The 19,559-nt window shown below is 53.2% G+C and carries 14 protein-coding genes; 8 read left to right on the forward strand and 6 right to left on the reverse strand.

Annotation, left to right across the window (positions count from 1 at the left end; translation table 11 throughout):
- Positions 1 to 54 precede the first annotated feature (54 nt).
- The gene (locus KOR42_RS01505; protein ID WP_231740582.1) at positions 55 to 996 is read left to right on the forward strand and encodes a DNA-formamidopyrimidine glycosylase family protein; all 942 of its coding nucleotides are present in this window, start codon (positions 55 to 57) and stop codon (positions 994 to 996) included.
- 4 nt (positions 997 to 1,000) lie between these two features.
- Here the strand turns inward: KOR42_RS01505 and KOR42_RS01510 are convergent, their stop codons facing one another.
- Positions 1,001 to 2,812 (reverse strand): hypothetical protein, encoded by a 1,812-nt coding sequence (locus KOR42_RS01510; protein ID WP_146506854.1) that lies wholly within the window; start codon positions 2,810 to 2,812, stop codon positions 1,001 to 1,003.
- 219 nt (positions 2,813 to 3,031) lie between these two features.
- On the opposite strand from KOR42_RS01510, the gene priA reads away from it, so the two are divergent.
- From priA to yidC, 3 genes are all read left to right on the forward strand, one after another.
- Positions 3,032 to 5,317, forward strand: a complete 2,286-nt coding sequence (gene priA / locus KOR42_RS01515) for a replication restart helicase PriA (protein ID WP_146506855.1) — start codon at positions 3,032 to 3,034, stop codon at positions 5,315 to 5,317.
- Positions 5,318 to 5,439: 122 nt separating this feature from the next.
- A complete protein-coding gene (locus tag KOR42_RS01520; protein ID WP_146506856.1) occupies positions 5,440 to 6,183 on the forward strand; it encodes a metallophosphoesterase family protein in 744 nt (247 codons plus the stop codon).
- Positions 6,184 to 6,814: 631 nt separating this feature from the next.
- A complete protein-coding gene (gene yidC, locus KOR42_RS01525) occupies positions 6,815 to 8,860 on the forward strand; it encodes a membrane protein insertase YidC (protein ID WP_146506857.1) in 2,046 nt (681 codons plus the stop codon).
- Positions 8,861 to 9,002: 142 nt separating this feature from the next.
- On the opposite strand, the gene KOR42_RS01530 is transcribed toward yidC, so the two are convergent.
- Positions 9,003 to 9,860, reverse strand: a complete 858-nt coding sequence (locus KOR42_RS01530) for an IS5 family transposase (protein ID WP_146506858.1) — start codon at positions 9,858 to 9,860, stop codon at positions 9,003 to 9,005.
- A 276-nt stretch (positions 9,861 to 10,136) separates the two neighbouring features.
- Positions 10,137 to 11,561: a class II fumarate hydratase gene (locus tag KOR42_RS01535; protein ID WP_146506859.1), complete on the reverse strand. Its 1,425-nt coding sequence runs from the start codon at positions 11,559 to 11,561 to the stop codon at positions 10,137 to 10,139.
- 284 nt (positions 11,562 to 11,845) lie between these two features.
- On the opposite strand from KOR42_RS01535, the gene rpsU reads away from it, so the two are divergent.
- From rpsU to serS, 4 genes are all read left to right on the forward strand, one after another.
- Positions 11,846 to 12,040, forward strand: a complete 195-nt coding sequence (rpsU, locus tag KOR42_RS01540; RefSeq protein ID WP_146506860.1) for a 30S ribosomal protein S21 — start codon at positions 11,846 to 11,848, stop codon at positions 12,038 to 12,040.
- 132 nt (positions 12,041 to 12,172) lie between these two features.
- Positions 12,173 to 12,730 (forward strand): inorganic diphosphatase, encoded by a 558-nt coding sequence (locus KOR42_RS01545; RefSeq protein ID WP_146506861.1) that lies wholly within the window; start codon positions 12,173 to 12,175, stop codon positions 12,728 to 12,730.
- A gap of 285 nt (positions 12,731 to 13,015) precedes the next feature.
- Complete coding sequence (locus KOR42_RS01550) at positions 13,016 to 14,398, forward strand: dipeptidase (RefSeq protein WP_146506862.1); 1,383 nt, start codon at positions 13,016 to 13,018, stop codon at positions 14,396 to 14,398.
- A 136-nt stretch (positions 14,399 to 14,534) separates the two neighbouring features.
- Positions 14,535 to 15,818, forward strand: coding sequence for a serine--tRNA ligase (gene serS / locus KOR42_RS01555; protein ID WP_146506863.1), 1,284 nt, complete (start codon positions 14,535 to 14,537; stop codon positions 15,816 to 15,818).
- A gap of 88 nt (positions 15,819 to 15,906) precedes the next feature.
- Here the strand turns inward: serS and KOR42_RS01560 are convergent, their stop codons facing one another.
- The 3 genes from KOR42_RS01560 to KOR42_RS01570 all read right to left on the reverse strand — a co-directional run bounded on the left by KOR42_RS01560 (position 15,907) and on the right by KOR42_RS01570 (position 19,450).
- Positions 15,907 to 16,863, reverse strand: coding sequence for a sugar phosphate isomerase/epimerase family protein (locus tag KOR42_RS01560; RefSeq protein ID WP_146506864.1), 957 nt, complete (start codon positions 16,861 to 16,863; stop codon positions 15,907 to 15,909).
- A gap of 77 nt (positions 16,864 to 16,940) precedes the next feature.
- Entirely contained in the window at positions 16,941 to 18,335 is a 1,395-nt protein-coding gene (locus KOR42_RS01565; RefSeq protein WP_231740584.1) for a sulfatase-like hydrolase/transferase, read from the reverse strand.
- Positions 18,336 to 18,589: 254 nt separating this feature from the next.
- Positions 18,590 to 19,450, reverse strand: a complete 861-nt coding sequence (locus tag KOR42_RS01570) for a formyltetrahydrofolate deformylase (protein WP_146506865.1) — start codon at positions 19,448 to 19,450, stop codon at positions 18,590 to 18,592.
- Positions 19,451 to 19,559 lie beyond the last annotated feature (109 nt).

The raw sequence follows: 19,559 nt of genomic DNA on the forward strand, positions 1-19,559 counted from the left end.
ACGAAGTGGCAACAGGGATCGACGCAGTTGAAAGTTTGTCGCTGGGGAGGTTGAATGGGATGTCAACATCCTTTGAGCTTCTGGAGCGACTGGCTTCAATCCATGCCGGAACTGCCCGACATTTCGATCTATCTCGAAGCCCTTCAGAGTCGAATTGTCGGGGCCAATCTAGTTCGGGCTCGAATCATCAGTCCGTTCTTGCTGCGGACCTTTGATCCTCCCGTTGATGCGGTCCTTGAGCATCGCGTGACCGAGTTGCGAAGGCTCGGAAAACGAGTCGCGATCGGATTCGACAATGATGTCTGGTACGTCTTCCATTTGATGATCGCAGGACGTTTTCAATGGAAGGCAGAGGGCGACCAGTTTTCGAAGCGCTATGGATTGGCTCAGTTAGAATTCACGACCGGAACGCTCATTCTCACCGAAGCAGGCTCGAAGAACCGTGCGTCGCTGCATGTCGTGACATCGGCCGATTTGGAAGATCTCGATCCCGGCGGAATTGATGTACTGACAGCGACTCTGGAAGAGTTTCAACAATCGCTTCAACTGACCAACCGGACTCTCAAGCGGCAATTGACCAGCCCGATGCTCTTTAGCGGAATCGGAAATGCCTACTCCGATGAAATTCTCCATCGTGCGGGGCTTTCTCCGATTCAGCACACACAGAAACTGACTCCTGAAGAGGTTGAAAGGCTGTACTCAGCGACTCAGGAAGTGATGACCGAATGGACGTCGCGATTGCGTAAAAAGGCCAAAGGGGGATTCCCGAAGAAAGTCACTGCATTTCATCGCGAAATGGCTGTCCATGGAAAGTTTGGAGAGCCGTGCCCGGTGTGCGGTTCTCCCGTTCAGCGGATTGTCTATGCCGACAACGAAACGAATTATTGCGCGACGTGTCAGACCAAAGGCAAAGTTCTCGCGGACCGATCGTTGTCGCGACTCTTGAAGTCAGACTGGCCTCGTCGCATCGAAGATTGGGAAGAGGGGTCTTCCTGAAGGCTCAGTCCATGATTTCGAAAGGAATGTCTGAAATTGCCTGCTTGCCTGTCGATTCGTCAACGATGGTGATCTTCAACGAGTAATTGCCAGGTGAGAGATGCTCCGGGAAGTCAATTCGATACGAGTGATAGTAGTCCGAACGCTGCGTTCGCGACAGATCCTCCGTGGACGGGAAGTCATTCGCATCAACCCGGTTTCCGGTCGTCGAGTCATAGATCTCGAGGAGTGACCGAATTCGCGTTGAATACTCTCCGTCGGAAGTCATCTTGCTCGTAAAGTTTTTGATCTCTGCATAAATCAAAACTCGTTGCCCCGCCCGAAATCGATCACTCAGGTAGGTTTCGTAATTCCCGAATCCGTCGATTCGCTGACAGAAGAGAACATTCTTTAGCCGCAGACGCGCGGTCACTTCGAGATGACTGGTTGCCAGCCGAAGCTGACTGATGGCCTGAGACGTGCGTTCAGCGACGTCGGGGTTTTCCTGATCGATGTAAGACGACAAACCCCAGAAGAGAGCCGTCCAGAATTCCTGTTCGGAGGCGGACAGTCCGGGAATGGGCTCTTGAGCGAGTTCGGGTTGGCCGTTGATCAGCATCAACAATCGCAGTGCGACATGATGACGCAACTCGTTCGGCGACAGCGACGAGGTTCCGCTGGTGACGATGGACTCGGCGCTCATTAACGAGATCAAACGTTGAAGCTCATCTTCCCACAGCTTGGCTCCCGGGGCGATGTGCATTTTCTCATCGCTCGACATCGCATGCGGCGGTCGAGACAGCTCTTCCGTCGGAGTGACAACCACAACGTTCGAGGGAGTCGGTTCACTCTCATCCCGGTGGAGGAAGGAACCTCCGAGAATCTTGGGAAGACCCAAAGACTGTTTGGTGTTCGGTTCGACCGATTTGGGATTGCCGCTTTCATCTTTCCCACGCAGGCGGATTGGGTTGTCCCAGTCGGTGAGTGAGCGGAGTCGACCGGGCAACTCTCGGATGGCTTCGGGAACAGCATTTGAGCTTTCCGGCTCTTCCGACTCAGGTGCCTGGAGAAGAGGAGGGATTTTGGATGCCTCTTGCGTATGAAGAGGAGAGGACCCGCCATTAACGGCTGCGAGCTGCGGAGAGGTCTCCGAAGAGCGGTTCATGAGATGTCCAGCTTGAACGATCTCTTCCCCATCCGGTCCGGAACCGCTGTCTTCTGATTTCGGAAGCGGTTCGGGCATTTCCTCATCGAGGATTGCCAACAGCGAAGGTTGAGATTCCGTGATCTCCGATCCCGGACTCGAATTCTGTTCGGGGAGTTGGTCACGAGGTTGATCATCCCCGGCAATATGATTCTGCTTTTTGGCACTCAGGACAAATGGAATCATCCGGGAATCAACAGTCGCAAAGTATTCAAGCCACTCAGCGCGTTCTGCTTCGCTCAAATTTCGAAGGGCAGTATTGATTAACGCCTGTGTTTCGGCGTCATGAACAAAACGTTGAGAAGAAACCGGAGCGGCTTCTGGAGGATGCTCACCCGCTTGAACCGGCTCAATCTCGATATGAGAAGCGAGTTGAACGACGGGCTTTGGGGTGTCTGGAGAAACGGACGCAAGATCGGGCGAGGGTTCTTCCGGAGCTTCGGCAGGTGTCGTCTCCTCGAGATTTGCCATCGCCTGTTCGAAGGTCTGCACCTGTCGTTCAGGAGGCTGAGGAGTCGAGTTGCGGTTCAGGAACGACAAGACAGACCGGTTCTGTGTTCCTGATGTCGATTGGCAGCCAACCGACAACAGAAGGAGCAGGACAAGTTTGAAAATGGCGTCGTGCCGGAGCATGTTTTCGGCATCCTGGCCGATTTGATGTAAGGAACAGGCGCTTTGATGTGAACTTCTTCTGGACGCTAAGTCATGCGAAAATCTGGAACAAGATCAGTATGGGCTGCGGTTGACGCTCTTTGCTGAAGTGGAAAGAATTGCCAAAAGTTTTCCCGCGAAGTGATCGCTGCGTTTTCTTCTAAAGTCGCTATTTTCTCTATTTGGTCGTATTGGCGCGCCGTGTCCGAAGCTCGACAACCAGGTTTGTTTGACGATCAGCCGGACTTGTCCCCGTGGGAGATTGAAGCAGCCAACGATCAACTGATCGCAGAAGTTGTTTTCAACCGTCCGCTGGATACGGTCTATCGATATATCGTTCCCGATGAGTTTCGCGAACTGATTCAGCCCGGCCAGCGAGTGCGGGTTCCCTTCGGAAGAGGAAATTCATCGACGCTGGGATTTTGCGTGCGAACTCATGTGGGGGGGACGCCCGGGAAGAGACTGAAGTCGCTTGCAGAGATCTGCGATCGGGAACCGTTGTTGTCTCAGTCCATGCTCGATTTGACCGAATGGATTGCGGGCCGATATCTCAGCGGTTGGGGGCAAGTTCTCGAGTCAGTGATTCCCGCCGGGGTGAAGCGTCAGGCGGGGACTCGTGAGATTGTTTTCTATCGGGCTGCTGATTCGCTTCCCGACATCGACACCTTGAAGTTGCCGTCCAAGCAACATGCTGTTCTGAATCTGCTGCTGCAATCGGATGACCCGATGAGAGTCGATGAGTTGACCGCAGCTGCCGGGTGCGGGGTGTCGCCGATTGACTCTCTCAAAAAGAAAAATTTCATCATTCCCGAACGACGACGGGTTTCCACTCACTCGATCGGAGGGGAAATTGCCACACGTCAGGAGGATCTGAAACTCAATTCGGAACAATCGGCAGCCCTTCAGGAGATTCTGAAAGTGCTGCGTGAGTCCCGTCACGAAACTCTTCTTCTCCACGGGGTCACCGGCAGCGGCAAGACCGAGGTTTACATTCAAGCGATTCGAGAAGTCATCAGCTACGGCCGACAAGCAATCGTGTTGGTTCCGGAAATCAGTTTGACTCCTCAAACGATCCGCAGGTTTCGTGCGAGATTTGATTCCGTCGCTGTCCTGCATAGCCATTTGAGCGACTCTGACAGACATTGGCACTGGCAGCAGATTGCCAGCGGAGATGTCCAGGTGGTGGTCGGGGCACGAAGCGCGGTCTTCGCTCCGGTTCCGCATCTTGGACTCATTGTGATCGATGAGGAACACGAAACGACGTTCAAGCAGCAATCCGTCCCGAGATATCACGCTCGGGAAGTGGCCCGTGAACGAGCACGACGAGACAACATTCCTTTAATTCTGGGGACAGCCACTCCGACACTCGAAACGCTCAAGCGGACCATGGACGGAGAAGATCGGCGAATTGTCCTCAAAGAACGGGTCGAACAACGTCCGCTCCCTCCGGTGAGTATCGTCGATATTCGCAACGATCCCTTTATTCAGCGGCGGCACTCTCTCGGTCGAGCGATGACCAATGCCATTCAGGTTGCGCTCAAGGCTGGGGGGCAGGGGATTCTGTTTCTCAACTTGCGTGGATATTCTCCTGTTTTGTGGTGCGGCAAGTGCAAGGGGGTGACGTGTCCCGATTGCGATGTCAGTTTGACATGGCACAAAGATCGCAGCCGTTTGGTCTGCCACAGTTGCGACTTCGAAATGGAGTCGCCCGAACGCTGCCCGACCTGCCATCAGCCCGGACTGAGATTGATCGGGACAGGCACACAGCGATTGGAAGCTGAAGTCATCAACAAATTTCCCGCTGCGCGAATCGCCCGGATGGACAGCGACTCGATGCGCAAGCCGGGAAGCCATGATGAAGTTCTGGAGCGGTTTCGCGAACACGAGATCGATCTGTTGCTCGGCACACAGATGATCGCCAAGGGGCTCGACTTTCCGAATGTCACGCTTGTCGGGGTGATCGACGCGGACACTCTGTTGTATCAACCCGATCTCCGTGCTGGCGAACGAACCTTTCATCTCATTTCTCAGGTCGCGGGACGAACCGGACGGGGAGACAAGCAGGGCCGCGTTCTTGTTCAGACACTCAATCCGGATGAGCCGATTATTCAGTTTGCGGCTCACCATGACTTTGATGGGTTCGCGAAGTACGAACTCAAGCAGCGAAAGGTCATGCAAGCGCCGCCGTTTCAATCGATGGCCCGAGTCATTCTGCGTGCACTGGATGAGAGGATTGTGCAGGCAGAGTCGCAACGCATCTGTCAATTGCTGCGAGAGCGAATTCAGGCCGGCAATCGCCCGATTCGTGTTTTAGGGCCGGCTCCGGCGCCGATTCTCCGTCTCAGGAAGTATTTTCGTTATCATTTTCAGCTGACAAGTCCCGAACAACAACAGATCGAAGAAGTTTGGAGAGAGTTTGTGCCGACTATGAAATTAGCGGCCGAGGTCGACATGGTGATTGACATGGATCCCGTGGACTTGCGATAAGTGAGTTGTCTCTCCGCAAGGGGAGCGCACGGAGGTTGACCGTCGATCGTTCCCTCACTTAAACTTCTCTTTGCCTTTCTTAACGTGTTTTTTTGACTCAAATGACGAAGTGAGATATCCGGTTGCGAGCCATAATCAGCGACATTCATGGCAACCTCGAAGCTCTTGAAGCGGTTTTGAGCGAGATCAAGTCGAAAGGCATTACAGAGATCTACTGCCTGGGCGACATCATTGGGTACGGGCCAAACCCACGTGAATGTATCGATCTGGTGATGGAAAACTGTCAGGTGACCATTCTGGGGAACCATGATCAGGCTGCTTTATTCGATCCCGATGGTTTCAATGCAGGAGCGGAACGGGCCATCTTCTGGACCCGCACAATGCTCGAGCAGGGTGATCCAAACGGAAACGAGAATCGCTGGGAGTTTCTCGGAGAACTTCCGCGAATGAAGCGGGAAGAACCGTTTCTCTTCGTTCACGGATCCGCGCGAAATCCGTTGAATGAGTACGTCTTTCCGGAAGATGTTTACAATCAGCGGAAGATGGAGAGAATCTTCGGGCTTGTCGACAACTTCTGTTTTCAGGGGCACACTCACATCCCGGGCGTCTTTACCGAAGACTACAACTTCTATTCACCGGACGAGATTGGGCATCAGTTCCAGCTTGAAACGAACAAAGTTCTGGTGAATGTCGGTTCGGTCGGTCAGCCTCGCGACGGCAATCCGAAAGCGAGTTACGTCGTTATCGAAGATCGAACGGTCCACTTCTGTCGCACCGGATATGACTTCGAGAAGACAATTGCCAAGATCTACCCAATTCCCGATCTTGACAATTTCCTCGGTGACCGACTTCGAGATGGGCGATAATTCGCTTCGTCTGAGTTCTTTGGTCTGACTCGAAAATTTCTGTCACTTTCATCTGCAGAGTGCGATTCCTGAGAATTGCCCGGTCCTCTGCTGGTCATTGGCGGCAAGTTTCTCATAATGTCAGCACTTGCGGAGCGTCGGGCCTTGTTGTTGCCTTGGTTCTTGCCTTTCTTCCTGGAAGGTCTGCCAGAGGAAACGACAGGCTCGCACGAAACTCCGGAGGAATGCAGAAAATTCAAATGTGATCAAGAGAATCTTTATCTCTGGTTTGCAGCGATTTGCACGAGAAAACACCGCATTCATTTAGAGGAACGAGTTCAGGCGAGTGCAGAGAAACCATGAAAATGGTCTAAGAGTGGGGCAATTCCAGCGAATGTCTTGCCAGGCATTCTTGCTCGCCCGATCCCGCTTCAGATGATTCCACAGGTTGTCCTGAAACCGTTTTAGACTCAGTGAGTGTTTTCGAAATCACTCGATTTGCAGGTTTGGGGATCCCCCCTCGAAACCTGTTTTGTGCCGGACTTGCGGGTTCAGGACAGAACAAGTGAAATCTGCAGTGTGAATTCTGGCTTGCAGAACAGGCAGTTGTTGACTTCGAAAGGAACGGTCATCCGGACCGTCATTGCGTCTCATGGACCAGCGTCGCTACATGTTCTTCGTCATACTGACGATGATCTTCTTCCTTGTCTGGTCGAAGGTCGCGCCTCAGTTGTTTCCGGGAATGTTCCCTCCGCCTCAAAAACAGGTCGAAGAGCAGGTCGATCCCGAAGCTGACGACAACGCGCCGCTCGCGAACTCGGATCCAGCAGAATCCGACGAAGAGCCCGAATCTGTCGACGAAGATCCATCCCCTGAAGACGATGAGTCGAAACCGAGCCTCACAGAGTTTCCCAACAAACTGGTGACACTGGGGGAAGAAGGCTTTGATGCGGGCTATCTGATTCAGGCTCAGGTTAATTCGCGAGGCGGGGCCGTCGATTGGGTGATTCTGACAGACCCGCGATACACATCGCTCAACCGCAAAGAACAGCTGAAAGTCATCGGCAATCCGATCTCAGGCGGGCTCGACGAGAGAGTTCCGAATTCGTTCGAGATGTCAGTGGCCCAAATTGACAGCCAACTGGCGGAATACAAGACATCACTGAATGAGGTGGAATGGGAAGTCGTGGAACAGACTCCCGAGTCTGTCACTCTCCGCTATCCAGCGCCTGATGGCTCTTTCGAAGTCGTGAAGACGTATCGGATTTCAAAAGCTGAGTTGGAGTTGCGCGACGAGTCCCCCACCGGCTACATGCTGAACATGGACGTCGTCCTGCGGAACCTCAAGGACAAGTCTCTGGAAACTGCCTACTCGTTACAGGGACCAGTGGGAGTTCCGCTCGAAAATGTTGACAACACGCGATCGTTTCGGGAAATCGATATCGCCACGATCGATGATCCGAATGATCCTACGGATTTTACATCGATTCATCTTCAAGCTCAGGAAATCGTCAAACAGTTTGACCGGGCCAGAGAAGGTGGAAAACCGGTCACAGCGTGGCGATTACCAATCCACTATGCTGGGCTCGATGTTCAATTCTTCGCAGCTTTGGTGTTTCCGGAGCGAGGAGACGAAGGGACCGCCGTCCAATGGTTTGATTCCGTTGAACCTCAATTGCTGGTGGAAGCTGAAAAGCCCGAGCGAAGCGATTTCTCGTTCATGATGAATTCGCGGAAACAGACAGTTCCGGCGGGCGGCGAAGTCAAACATACGTTCGACGTCTTTTTCGGGCCGAAGCGGACACAGCTGTTGAAGCCGCTCGGTGCTGAAGAAGTTGTTCGACTTGGCTGGTTCTCACCGATTGCCAAACTCATGTTGGGAGTGCTGGGATTCTTTCACAACTGGGTTGGACTTCCGTATGCGTTTGCGATCATCCTGCTGACAGTGATGGTTCGTGGACTGATGTTCCCGATTTCCAAGAAGCAGGCCATCGAATCAGAGAAAATGAAAGTCCTGGCTCCCAAACTCAAAGAGCTTCAGGACAAACACAAAGACAAACCCGAAGAATTTGCGAAAGCCTACCGGGCGTTTCAGAAGAAGCACGACTACCATCCTCTGTTCGGGTGTCTTCCAGCGCTTCTTCAGCTTCCGATCTTCTGGGGACTCTATACGTCTCTCTATCAGGCAGTCGATCTGCGTCTCGCACGCTTCCTGTGGATCGATAATCTGGCCGCTCCGGATGCCCTGTTCCAACTGGGCTTCACCGTTCCATGGCTTGGCTATACAGAATTCAACCTGCTGCCGATTCTGACCGTGATCCTGTTCATTGTTCAGCAGAAAATGTTCACGCCACCTCCAACTTCTGAGGAGCAGGCGATGACATACAAGATGATGAATTTCATGATGATTGCGATCGGCTTTGCGTTCTATCGCGTCCCGGCTGGCCTTTGCCTGTACTTCATCTCATCCAGCTTGTGGGGAATTTGTGAACGGCTCCTTTTGAAGAATCAGAAAGGACCCGACGTCGACACCGAAGAGTTGAGCGGTCCCGTGAAACCAGAAATTGTCGACAAGCCGGATCGAGAACCGGGATTCTTTGAGAAGTTGCGAATCGCTGCCGACGAAGCTCAAGGGAATGCCCAGCGTAACGCGAGCGGACGAAAGTATTCCAAGAAGAACAAGAACCGGAAACGCTAGAGCAAGTTGCTCTTTCCTGTGCACTCGCTTGCACTGTTTCATCAAATCAAAGGCTAAGTTTGCTCGTGCGAGTGAGTGAAAAATAAATCAAAAATGCTCTAGCGTCTGCCGCTCTTCACTGAGAGCCTATCCGGAATCCTCTTCATGCTGTAAGTCGGTATTTGAACGGAGCTTGGTTGGGTGAAGGAGCTAAGCGGCGGAGCATGCGACCAATGGAAGCCACATAGATCATGGCTTCGCTCGATTTGGTGTGATGTTCATAGTCACGACTCAAGCGTCGCCAGCGACCTAGCCAACTGAACGTTCTCTCAGCAACCCAGCGTTTCGGCAGTAAAACGAAACCTCGGACGCCGGCCGGTCGGCGTACAATTTCCAATGTCCAGGGGATGTCATGGTGCCTGCTGAGCCAATCGTTCAAGGCATGATTGTGGTACTTCGAATCCGCCCACACGACTTCCAGCCGGGGCTGACGAGCTTGCGTGAGTTGCTGCATCACTGGCCGTGCGGCTTGGGCATCATCTATCGACGCCACGGTCACCGTCACGGCCAACAACAAGCCCAAAGTGTCGACCGCAATATTTCGTTTTCGCCCGGTGATTTTCTTACCACCGTCATACCCACGGCTGTTTGAGCGCTCACTGCTTTTCACGCTTTGACTGTCGATGCTCGCAGCACTGGGGTCGCACTCTTCGCTGAGAGCTTCCATCGATCGAACTGTGCCGACGAGGATGTCATTGATTCTTTGCAGTGTTCCATCGTCACGCCAGCGTTTGAAATAATCGTACACCGTGCTCTTGGGCAACAGGTCATGCGGAAGCATATCCCACTGGCATCCCGATCGGCATTGATAGAGGATCGTGTTGATCACTTCCCGCACGTCCACAGTTTGTGGTCGCCCGCCTTTCTTGCTGCGGCGGGGCTTCGGAAGAATCATTTCGATCATCTCCCACTGAAGGTCAGTCAGGTCACTTGGGTACGCTTTTCGAATCGCCTCGGACACCGTGCACTCCTTTGCGTTGATGAACCGCAAAGTGTGAACAAAACCAGACTTTCACAAAACCTCAGTTTCCGGATAGCCTCTGAGCGCTGAATCTGAGTATCGATGACGTCTCGAGGTTGCAGCAAGACTGCTGAAGATCCGTGATGAGTTCACTGTGATAAATAGAAAAAGCCCGCAATCTTGCGGCCTTTTTCATTACTCGTGTTGCGATCGTTTGAACTGATCAATGCAACTCTTGCTCGTGCGAGTGCGAAGAGTGCATCCCGTCACAACGCTTTATGCGTGCGGCTCGGTCATGCTCATCGGGTCGAGGGCCTCTTTGAGCACGTCCTCAGGAAGGATGTTCTGTTCGGTGCAGAGTTCACGAATCGTCTTGCCGGTCTTGAAGGCTTCTTTGGCCAGTTGAGCGGCTCGTTCGTATCCGATGTGAGGATTCAGGCTCGTCACCATCGACAAGCTCTTCTCGACGGCAGCCTCGCAGGCCTCTTCGTTCGGCTTGAGGTCTTTCAGGCAAAGGTTCACGAATGCATCGGCTCCGCTTGCGAGAATCGAGATCGACTCCAGTGTTGTTTGTCCCATGACCGGCATCATGATGTTGAGTTGGAAATTTCCGCCCGCTGCTCCGCTGAGCGTCAGGCAGCCGTCGTTGCCAATCACCCGAGCACAAACCTGCATGAGGCTTTCGCACATCACAGGATTGACCTTTCCGGGCATGATGGAGCTTCCCGGTTGAAGGTCTGGAATCTGGATCTCGTAGAATCCGCAGCGTGGTCCGGAACCAAGCCACCGAATGTTGTTGGCGACGTTGAAGAGCGTCGTTGCGATGGCTTTCAACTCGCCGTGACATTCAACCAGCCCGTCACGCTGAGCGTTGGCTTCGAAATGGTTGGCTGCTTCCGTGAATGGAATTTTCGTCTGCTCTGCAACAACCGCAGCGACACGTGCGCCGAACTCGGGATGAGTGTTAATTCCGGAACCGACTGCTGTGCCTCCGACGGGCAATTCGAGGACCGATTCGAGGGCACGTTCGGCGCGATCGATGGAAAGAACGAGTTGTCGGGCGAATCCGGAGAATTCCTGTCCGAGGCGAAGCGGTGTCGCATCGGCGAGATGAGTCCGGCCGATCTTGATGATCTGATCCCATTCCTGAGCTTTTTCCTCAAGGGAGGCAGCGAACCTTTTGAGTGCGGGAATGAGCTGATTCTTGAGACTCTGGCCGACAGCGACATGAATTGCGGTCGGGAACGTATCGTTCGTGCTTTGCCCCATGTTCACGTGATCATTCGGGTGAATCGGTTTCGCGGACTCGAGGCGATTCCCTCCCTGAATTTCGATGGCCCGGTTGGAAATGACCTCGTTCGCATTCATGTTGCTCGATGTGCCTGACCCGGTCTGAAAAACATCGATCGGAAATTCTGTGTCGTGTTTTCCATCGGCGACTTCCAGGCAAGCGGCGATCAGTGATTCCACCTGTGAGTCATCGAGCGGGTTTTTCCCGGTTCCGGTCAGTTTGCCGAGATCTCGATTCGCAACAGCACACGCCAGTTTCACCGTTCCGATGGCATGAATCAGATTCGGATGCAATGTCCATCCGGAAACGGGAAAGTTTTCGACAGCTCGCTGGGTCTGTGCGCCGAAGTAAGCATCAGCGGGGACGCGAACTTCGCCCATTGAATCGTGTTCAGTGCGATACTCGGTCATCGTTGGATTCTTGTAAGTTGAATTGAGGTTGCAGGTTACAGAGAACGACCGGACGTCGTGTCGAAGTGGCGGCCGCCTGTCTGAAAAGATAGCGTTTTCGTGACGATTTCTCGAATCGCGTGGTCGGGGATTCCCGCTTTCAACACGGAAAGTTTACGGAAGTTTCAGCGATGAAGCATCTTGCGTGAGTGCTGAAACTGGTTATACTTCCCATCTTGGGTCAATTTGTGTCGTAATATCAAAGGCAGGACGTTCTAGCTCCTGGTCAGAATTTTGGAGGAATAGTGGTTCGGTTGCGTTTGCGAGATAATGAATCTGTTCAAGATGCCGTTCGTCGGTTTCGGAAGTTAGTTGAGCACAGTGGAATCAAGAAAGAACTCCGTAAGCGAGAGTTCTACGAAAAGCCAAGCGAAGCATCTCGTCGTGAAAAGCGTCGAGCAAAAAATCGCGCCCGAATGAATCAGATGATGAACGGATAGTCTCGGTCTGGTCGATTTTACCGGAGAAATTGAGACTTCAGCACGCTGCAAGGCGTGCTTTTTTTCTGTTCGATCCCTTATTTCAGCGGTTTCCTACGAAATTGACATGCTGTCTTTGAAAGTTTGGAAGCAATGACACACGCGTGGCACGATGTCGTTCCGGGAGAGAATCTCCCCAGAGAGTTCACTTCGGTCATTGAGATTCCGAAAGGGTCCAATATCAAGTACGAGCTCGACAAAGACACCGGGTTGCTGAAAGTCGACCGAATGCTTTATTCGGCAGTCTACTATCCCGCGAACTATGGATTTGTTCCGCAAACGTACGCGGAGGATGGTGATCCGCTTGACGTTCTCGTCATGTGTCAGGAACCAGTCGCGCCGCTGACTTTGGTCAAAGCGCGGGCGATCGGGCTGATGACGATGGTCGACGCGGGGAAAAAAGACCACAAAGTTCTCGCCGTCGCTTCGAACGATCCTGAGTACAGCCATGTGGAGCATTTTAACGAGCTTCCCAGCCACCGACTGGCAATGGTGAGACGGTTCTTCCAGGACTACAAAATGCTGGAAGGCAAGACGGTCGAAGTCGATGAATTTCAGGATGCAGACGTTGCGATCCCGATCATTGAGAGAGCTTTAGAGGCTTACAGTAATCTGCGACGCCGAGGGTTCTCGGAACTGCGCGAACATTAAGATCGGTCGAAAGGTTTCTCGAGATCATTCAGAGTTCGCTTTGGTGATGTGATCAATGAATGTCTCGTGATCAATGAATGTCACGTGATCAATAAATTCTGGCAGCCTCAGCAGCGAGAAGGCCGTCGGTGATCGGCAGATCCTTCGGAAGTGTTCGAGGTCTGAGCACGCAAGAAGGAACTTTCTCTGTGAACTCCTGACCAGCGATCCCTCATCCTCTATGATGCGGGGCCAATACATGTCTTTGCAATTGCAAACTTCGCCGTCAGTTTGAGGGAGCTTTCCATGGTCGAAAAGGTTGAACAGTATCTCCAGAAAAATTCGGATCGCAATCTCAACGAACTGATGGATCTGCTTCGCATCCCGAGCATCAGTGCCGACTCCAAATACGTCTCTTCCATGCAGGAAGCGGCCGAGTTTCTCCGGAATCAACTCGCGGGGAGCGGGTGCGATGCGGAAATCGTGGAAACGGACGGACATCCAATCGTCTACGGAGAGTGGACTCAAAAACCGGATGCACCGACGGTAATGATCTACGGACATTACGATGTCCAGCCGCCTGACCCGCTCGACGAATGGATCACTCCGCCGTTTGAGCCGACGATTCGCGACGGCGAAGTTTTCGCTCGCGGAGCGACGGACGATAAGGGGCAGATGTACACGCATGTCAAATCGGTCCAGGCCTGGCTCGATTCCGTCGGTGAGCTTCCCGTCAATGTGAAATTCGTCATCGAGGGCGAAGAAGAAGTTGGCAGCGATCACCTGGAAAAGTTTCTGGCATCCAACCGCGAGAAATGTGCCTGCGATGTCGCCGTGGTCAGCGACACAGCCCAATATGCCCCCGGAATTCCTGCGATTACATACGGCCTGCGCGGGATTACCGCTTGCGAAGTTCGGGTCTATGGTCCGAATCAGGATCTGCACAGCGGAGTCTTCGGCGGCTCCATCGCGAATCCGGTCAATGCTCTGGCGAAAATGATTGGTGAACTGATCGACGACGATGGGCGAGTGCAGATCCCGGGATTCTATGATGATGTTCTCCCATTGACCGAACAGGAACGCGCAGAATTCGCGAAGCTTCCGTTCAAGGAATCCGAATATCTCGATTCGCTTGGGGTATCCAGGACTCATGGAGAAGCTGGTTTTTCCACGCTCGAACGCCGCTGGGCGCGGCCAACTTGCGACGTCAACGGAATTCAGGGCGGATATTCCGGAGAGGGGCCCAAAACGATTATCCCAGCATTCGCATCGGCCAAGATTTCGTGTCGTCTGGTTCCGAACCAACAGGAAGAAGCGATTATCGAGAAGCTGGAAGCCTTCCTTCGGGAGAGAACTCCTCCGGGGTTGCGGTTTGAGTTTAAACACTGGCACGGATGTCCTGCCGTTCTGTGTGATTTGAACAGTCCCTACATGAAGGCTGCAACGGCCGCTGTCGAACGAGGATTTGGAGCGGCCCCCATGATGATTCGCGAAGGCGGCTCAATTCCCGTGGTCGGAACATTTCAGGATGTGCTGGGAGTCGATACTCTTCTGCTTGGGTGGGGACAAAATACCGACAATCTTCATAGCCCCAACGAGAAATTTAGTGTCAATGCTTTTCATCGCGGAACGTTGTCGAGCGCCTGGCTTTGGAAAATGTTGGGTGACCTGTCATCGACTTCCACCTGATATGCAATTTTCAACCTGACACGCAATGTCCAACTTGTCCCACTCTATCAAGCTGTGCGTCGCACGATTGACTGCTCACTGTGAACTCTGACGAATTCTGGCCTTTCTTCAGCGTAAAAACGAAACTCTTGATCCTATGCTTGACCTTCAATTCATCTGCGACAATGCAGACCTGATCGAAAAAAATTGCCAGTCTCGCGGTGTCACGTGTGACATCCCCCGACTGATTGAACTGCGTAAAAAGCGAAGTGAACTGATTGTTGCGGGGGACGACCTGCGTCGTCAGCAGAAAGAAACTGCTGCGAAGATCCCGAAAGCGACATCAGAAGAACGGCCCTCTTTGATCGAGTTCGGAAAGCAGCTGAAGTCTCAGGTTGCTGATAATGAATCGACGTTGAAAGAGATCGAAACAGACCTCAACGCCGAACTCTCTCGTCTTCCAAACCTGACGCATCCCGATGCGCCGATCGGAGGAGAAGAGGATGCCGTTGTCCTTCGCACATGGGGCAAGGTTCCCGAATTCGACTTCGAACCGAAAGACCACGTCGAACTGATGTCGGATCTCGACATGGTCGATTTCGAAAGTGGAGCGAAGGTCGCTGGGTCCGGGTTTTACTTCTTGAAGAACGAAGCTGTCCTTCTCGAACTCGCAATGGTTCAATTTGCGATTGAGAAAGTCCGCGCGGCGGGATTCGATTTGTATACGACTCCGGATCTGGCACGTCAGGAAGTTCTCGAGGGAACGGGTTATCAGCCGCGTGGTCCAGAAACCCAGATTTACAGCATCGAAAATTCGGATCTCTCGCTGATTGCGACAGCGGAGATTCCTCTCGGGGGGATGCTCAAGGATCAGATTCTGGATGAATCGAGCCTGCCGATGCGAGTGGCGGGGCTGTCACACTGTTTCCGGACAGAAGCGGGCGGTCACGGCAAAGCGTCGAAGGGGATCTATCGGGTGCATCAATTCACCAAAGTCGAAATGTTCGGCTTCACAACGCCGGATCTCGAAGCATCCAATGAGTTCCATCAATTGATCGTCGGCATCGAGGAAGAAATCTTCCAGGCCCTCGAAATTCCGTATCAAGTCATCGACACACCGACTGGAGACCTCGGTGGGCCGGCTTATCGAAAATTCGACCTCGAAGCCTGGATGCCTGGTCGCGGGGAAAGCGGCGAATACGGGGAAGTGACTTCTGCGTCGAACTGCACCGACTTTCAGGCTCGACGACTCGGAATCCGGTGTCGGAATAACGAAGAGAAGGGGACGAAATTCGTTCATACTCTCAACGGGACAGCGATCGCGGTCACTCGTGCGATGATCGCCCTGATCGAGAATCATCAGCAGGCCGACGGAAGCATTCGTATTCCAGAAGCGCTCCGAAAGTGGGTCGGAATGGATGTGATTCCTGCCAAATCTTAGAGCGAACGGACGAGCACTCGCTGCTTTCAATCAAAGGAGCGAGTGCGATTCAGTCCGGAGCAACCCTGAAGAGGGGCTATGCGATGGTCTATGCTTCGGGGAAATCCATCCATTTTCGCAACGTTCGGATGTCTCTCTGGTGAGCTTTGACAGCTGATGGAATTTCCGGTTTCGAAAAGATTCGATACCCCATCCATTCCATGTGGATGCAGAGCGGCATCGGCGGGAGTCCGCTTCGAATCGTTGAGAAGACCTCTTCGTTGACGAACCCCATATCGAGAGGGACGTCTTCGTATTGATCGCCTCGCGGCCCTTTCCAAATTCCGTCTTTCACATAGATCGAACGGATGTGGTCCTTACATGCTGCGAGTGCCACCCACCACGACGATCCGGTGTCTTTTCTCAAGTGTCGGGTATCCATCGCGATTCCCAGTGCTTCCGGGGAAATTCCTTCGAGCATCATGGCTGCATCCCAGCCCAACGCTCCGAGATGACCGCGTTTGCGGCTCGCTCCAGAGTGATTCTGGTAGAGCCCCTGAATTCCAATTTCCTGATTCATCGCAGCCAGATCGCGAGCCTGTGCGGTGTAGTTGCGGAGTTGAGGAAGCATCGGCTTATCGAGATCCAGACGATAGTGCCCCATGCGGTAATGAGTGACCCCGGCTTCTTTCAGGACCTTCAGCAGTGATTCCGAATGCGGTTCATCGACACTGCGGACGGCGGTGGCTGCGATGACAATGCGGCAACCGCGTTTCTTGAGGGCTTCGGACATCTTCGGAACTTCGTCGGCAGCGACTTCCGGCTCGATATGTCCGCTGGGGCGGATCGTGGCTTCAATACCATCAGCTCCGGTTTCGGAAACTGCCTTCGCAAGCTCGTTGTAGTTGAGACCTTCGAAGACTTTTTCAAAGATTGCGATCGGCCATTCGTCGGGGTTGGGACGCTGGGATTCGTCGGCGAATCCGTTGCTCGGGAAACAGGCGAGTGCTCCCGATGTTGCGATCAGCTTCTGCAGAAAACGTCGGCGAGATTCCTTGGTCGGCATGTTGCGATCCTGTGTTGATGAGGCTGACGAATTAGATGTGCGTGTGCAATTTTGAGAAGACCATTTCCGAAGCTGTTCTATGGTCGAAACTCATGCCAGTCCATTCCGTCCTGCATGATGCTCTCGTTGATTTGAAGAAGTTTGCCTTTGAGTTCTTCAACGAGTTCCGGATGTTGGTCCGCAATGTTTGTTGTCTGCGAAGGATCACTGCTGAGATTGAAGAGTTGGAAGTTGGTGTAGCCACCGGACTTGATGGTCGGAATCCAGTTCTCGTCGAACATGTTGTTGGTCGAAAGTTCGTAGTCCGGATCGGCGACCAGTGAATAGTCTCCGTCTCTCATGGCGACGATGGGACGGGATTTCTGGAGATGCCAGAAGAGCGGTTGATGTCGATGAAAACTCTCACGGTGTCCGGTGAGTAGCGGCGTCAGATCGGAGCCGTCGAGGTGGACATTCTTCGGAGGTGTGAGTTCAAGGAGACCGCAGACGGTCGGAAAGACATCGACAAGACCGGCTGGAACATCGAGGGCTTGATCGGCTTCAATGACTCCCGGCCAGGCGAAGATGCCGGGGACGCGAATTCCGCCTTCCCAGTTCATTCCTTTGCGGCCGCGCAGACCGCCAGTCCGGTCATCGCGATAGCTTCCGTTGTCTGAGGCGTAAATGATGAGCGTCTGCTTATTGACGCCGAGTTCATCGAAGCACTTCAGCAGGCGACCGATGGCTCGATCGGTGTTGTCAATTGTTCCGGAATAGACCGCCGCTTTGTTTTTGGGGGCTCCGTATTCCTGAACGATCTCTTCCGGGGCAGCGATGGGGGCATGTGGTTCGTGAAACCAGAAATTCAGGAAGAAGGGTTGGTCGGTCGTTCTTTTGTTCGTCAACCAGTCGATTGCTTCATCGACAACAAGCTGGCATGAATATCCCTGAAGTGGTCCAACGGGGGATCCGTTGCGGATGAAATTGTTGGGATTGTGGTGACTTGGAGAGGCGTTGTTGTGGGTTGCGAACCAGTAGTCGAAACCGTGATCGGCCGGAGTCGGTTTGGTTCGTTCTTCCGTTGAGAGTCCCATGTGCCACTTGCCGACATGACACGTTTCGAATCCAGCCTGTTTCAGTTGTTCGGCGAGAGTCACTTCCCGTTCTCGCAGGTGTGACCACTGGCGTCGATCTTCGATCCAGCTGTAGACACCGGCGCGGATATGGTGTCGTCCGGTCGTTAGGGTTGCGCGCGAAGGAGAACAGACCGCGCAGCCTGAATAGAAATTCGTAAATCGTGTGCCGCGTTTTGCGATGCTGTCGATCGAGGGAGTCGACACCGGACCGTCATAGCATCCAATGTCCTGGAAACCGAGATCGTCGGCGAGCAGAATGACGACATTCGGATGGTCAGCTGCCGAGATGTCGCCAGCACAAAGAGTCGACATGAAGATCAACAGAAAGCAATCAGGAAGCACTCTTAACAATTTCATCTGTTTTCCCTATCCGCCACGAGAGCAAGTTGCTCTTTCCTGTGCACTAGCTCGTGCTGTTTCGTCAAGTAAACGGCTGTGTTTGCTCGTGCGAGAGAGTGCAATCCAAATCTGAAGATGCTCTAATCCCGATCTCATCCACGTTCATCGATGCTTCTCAGTGTGGCATCTGAACAACGAGCGTCAAGGCTCAGGAGGTCGGGAAGCGTTGCGGATCAGGGACGAAAGCCGGTGTGCGTTTCTTAGCAGTTGGACTACTTGACGCTGACGACACGATGGAAGTGCAATTCCACTTCACGATCGACCACTCGCCGCACACCTTCAGCCAGGCACATTGGCTCGTTGTCGGATTCTCCCCGGGCGATTACTTCCTTGAGTGGAGTTGCCGGAGGGACGGTGAATGCCGTTTGCTGAATAATTTGATTGCCGGCGTCGAGTTCCGGAACGATGAAGTGAGTCGTTGCTCCGTACGTCAACATGTGGTGGCTGAATGCGTCCTGATATGGTCGAAATCCCGGGAATGAAGGCAACAAGCCATGGTGGAGATTAATGATCCGTCCACCTGCGTACTCCCAGCAGGCCCGTGGCGGGATCAGTCGCATGTATCGAGCCAGCACGATGTAGTCGACATCGTATTCGTCGAAGAGATCGACCATACGGTCGTTGTCGGGGTTTCCTTTTTCGTCACCGACGTTGTGGAAGTCGACTCCGAATTGTTCGGCAATTCCGCGACAGGCGTTTCGGTTTCCGATCATGACCGGAACTGTGGCGGCAAGTTGCTTGTCGCGAATGTTTCTGAGAATGGCGAGCGAAGGTTCCGGGCGAAACGTGGTGCAGAGTGCGATACGCGGCGGACGGTCGTGTTCGTCGCGGGACCAGACGCGAATTTTCAGGCCTTTCATTTCTCCGATTTGCGCCATTCGTACGCGCAGAACAGAGATTGGTTCCTGGTCGTGCGGCCACTCCATTCGAATGAGCATCGCGAACAACTGTTCGGTGTCGCGATCGTACATCTGGATTTCGTGGAGATTGGCACCCGCTTGAGTCGCATAATGAACGATTGGGTCGGCCAGTCCACGATGATCAGGTCCGACTGCGGTGATTGTAACGTGCATTGAACATTCAGCCTTCAAAATCCATTCAGCATGTCGTTCGTGCGAGACTGCTGAGATCAGTATGCGAAGAATCTCAGCACTCACGTTGCGTGAGTTCGCTCCATCCAGT

It is taken from the genome of Thalassoglobus neptunius, assembly GCF_007859735.1.
GTDB classification, from domain to species: Bacteria; Planctomycetota; Planctomycetia; order Planctomycetales; family Planctomycetaceae; genus Thalassoglobus; species Thalassoglobus neptunius.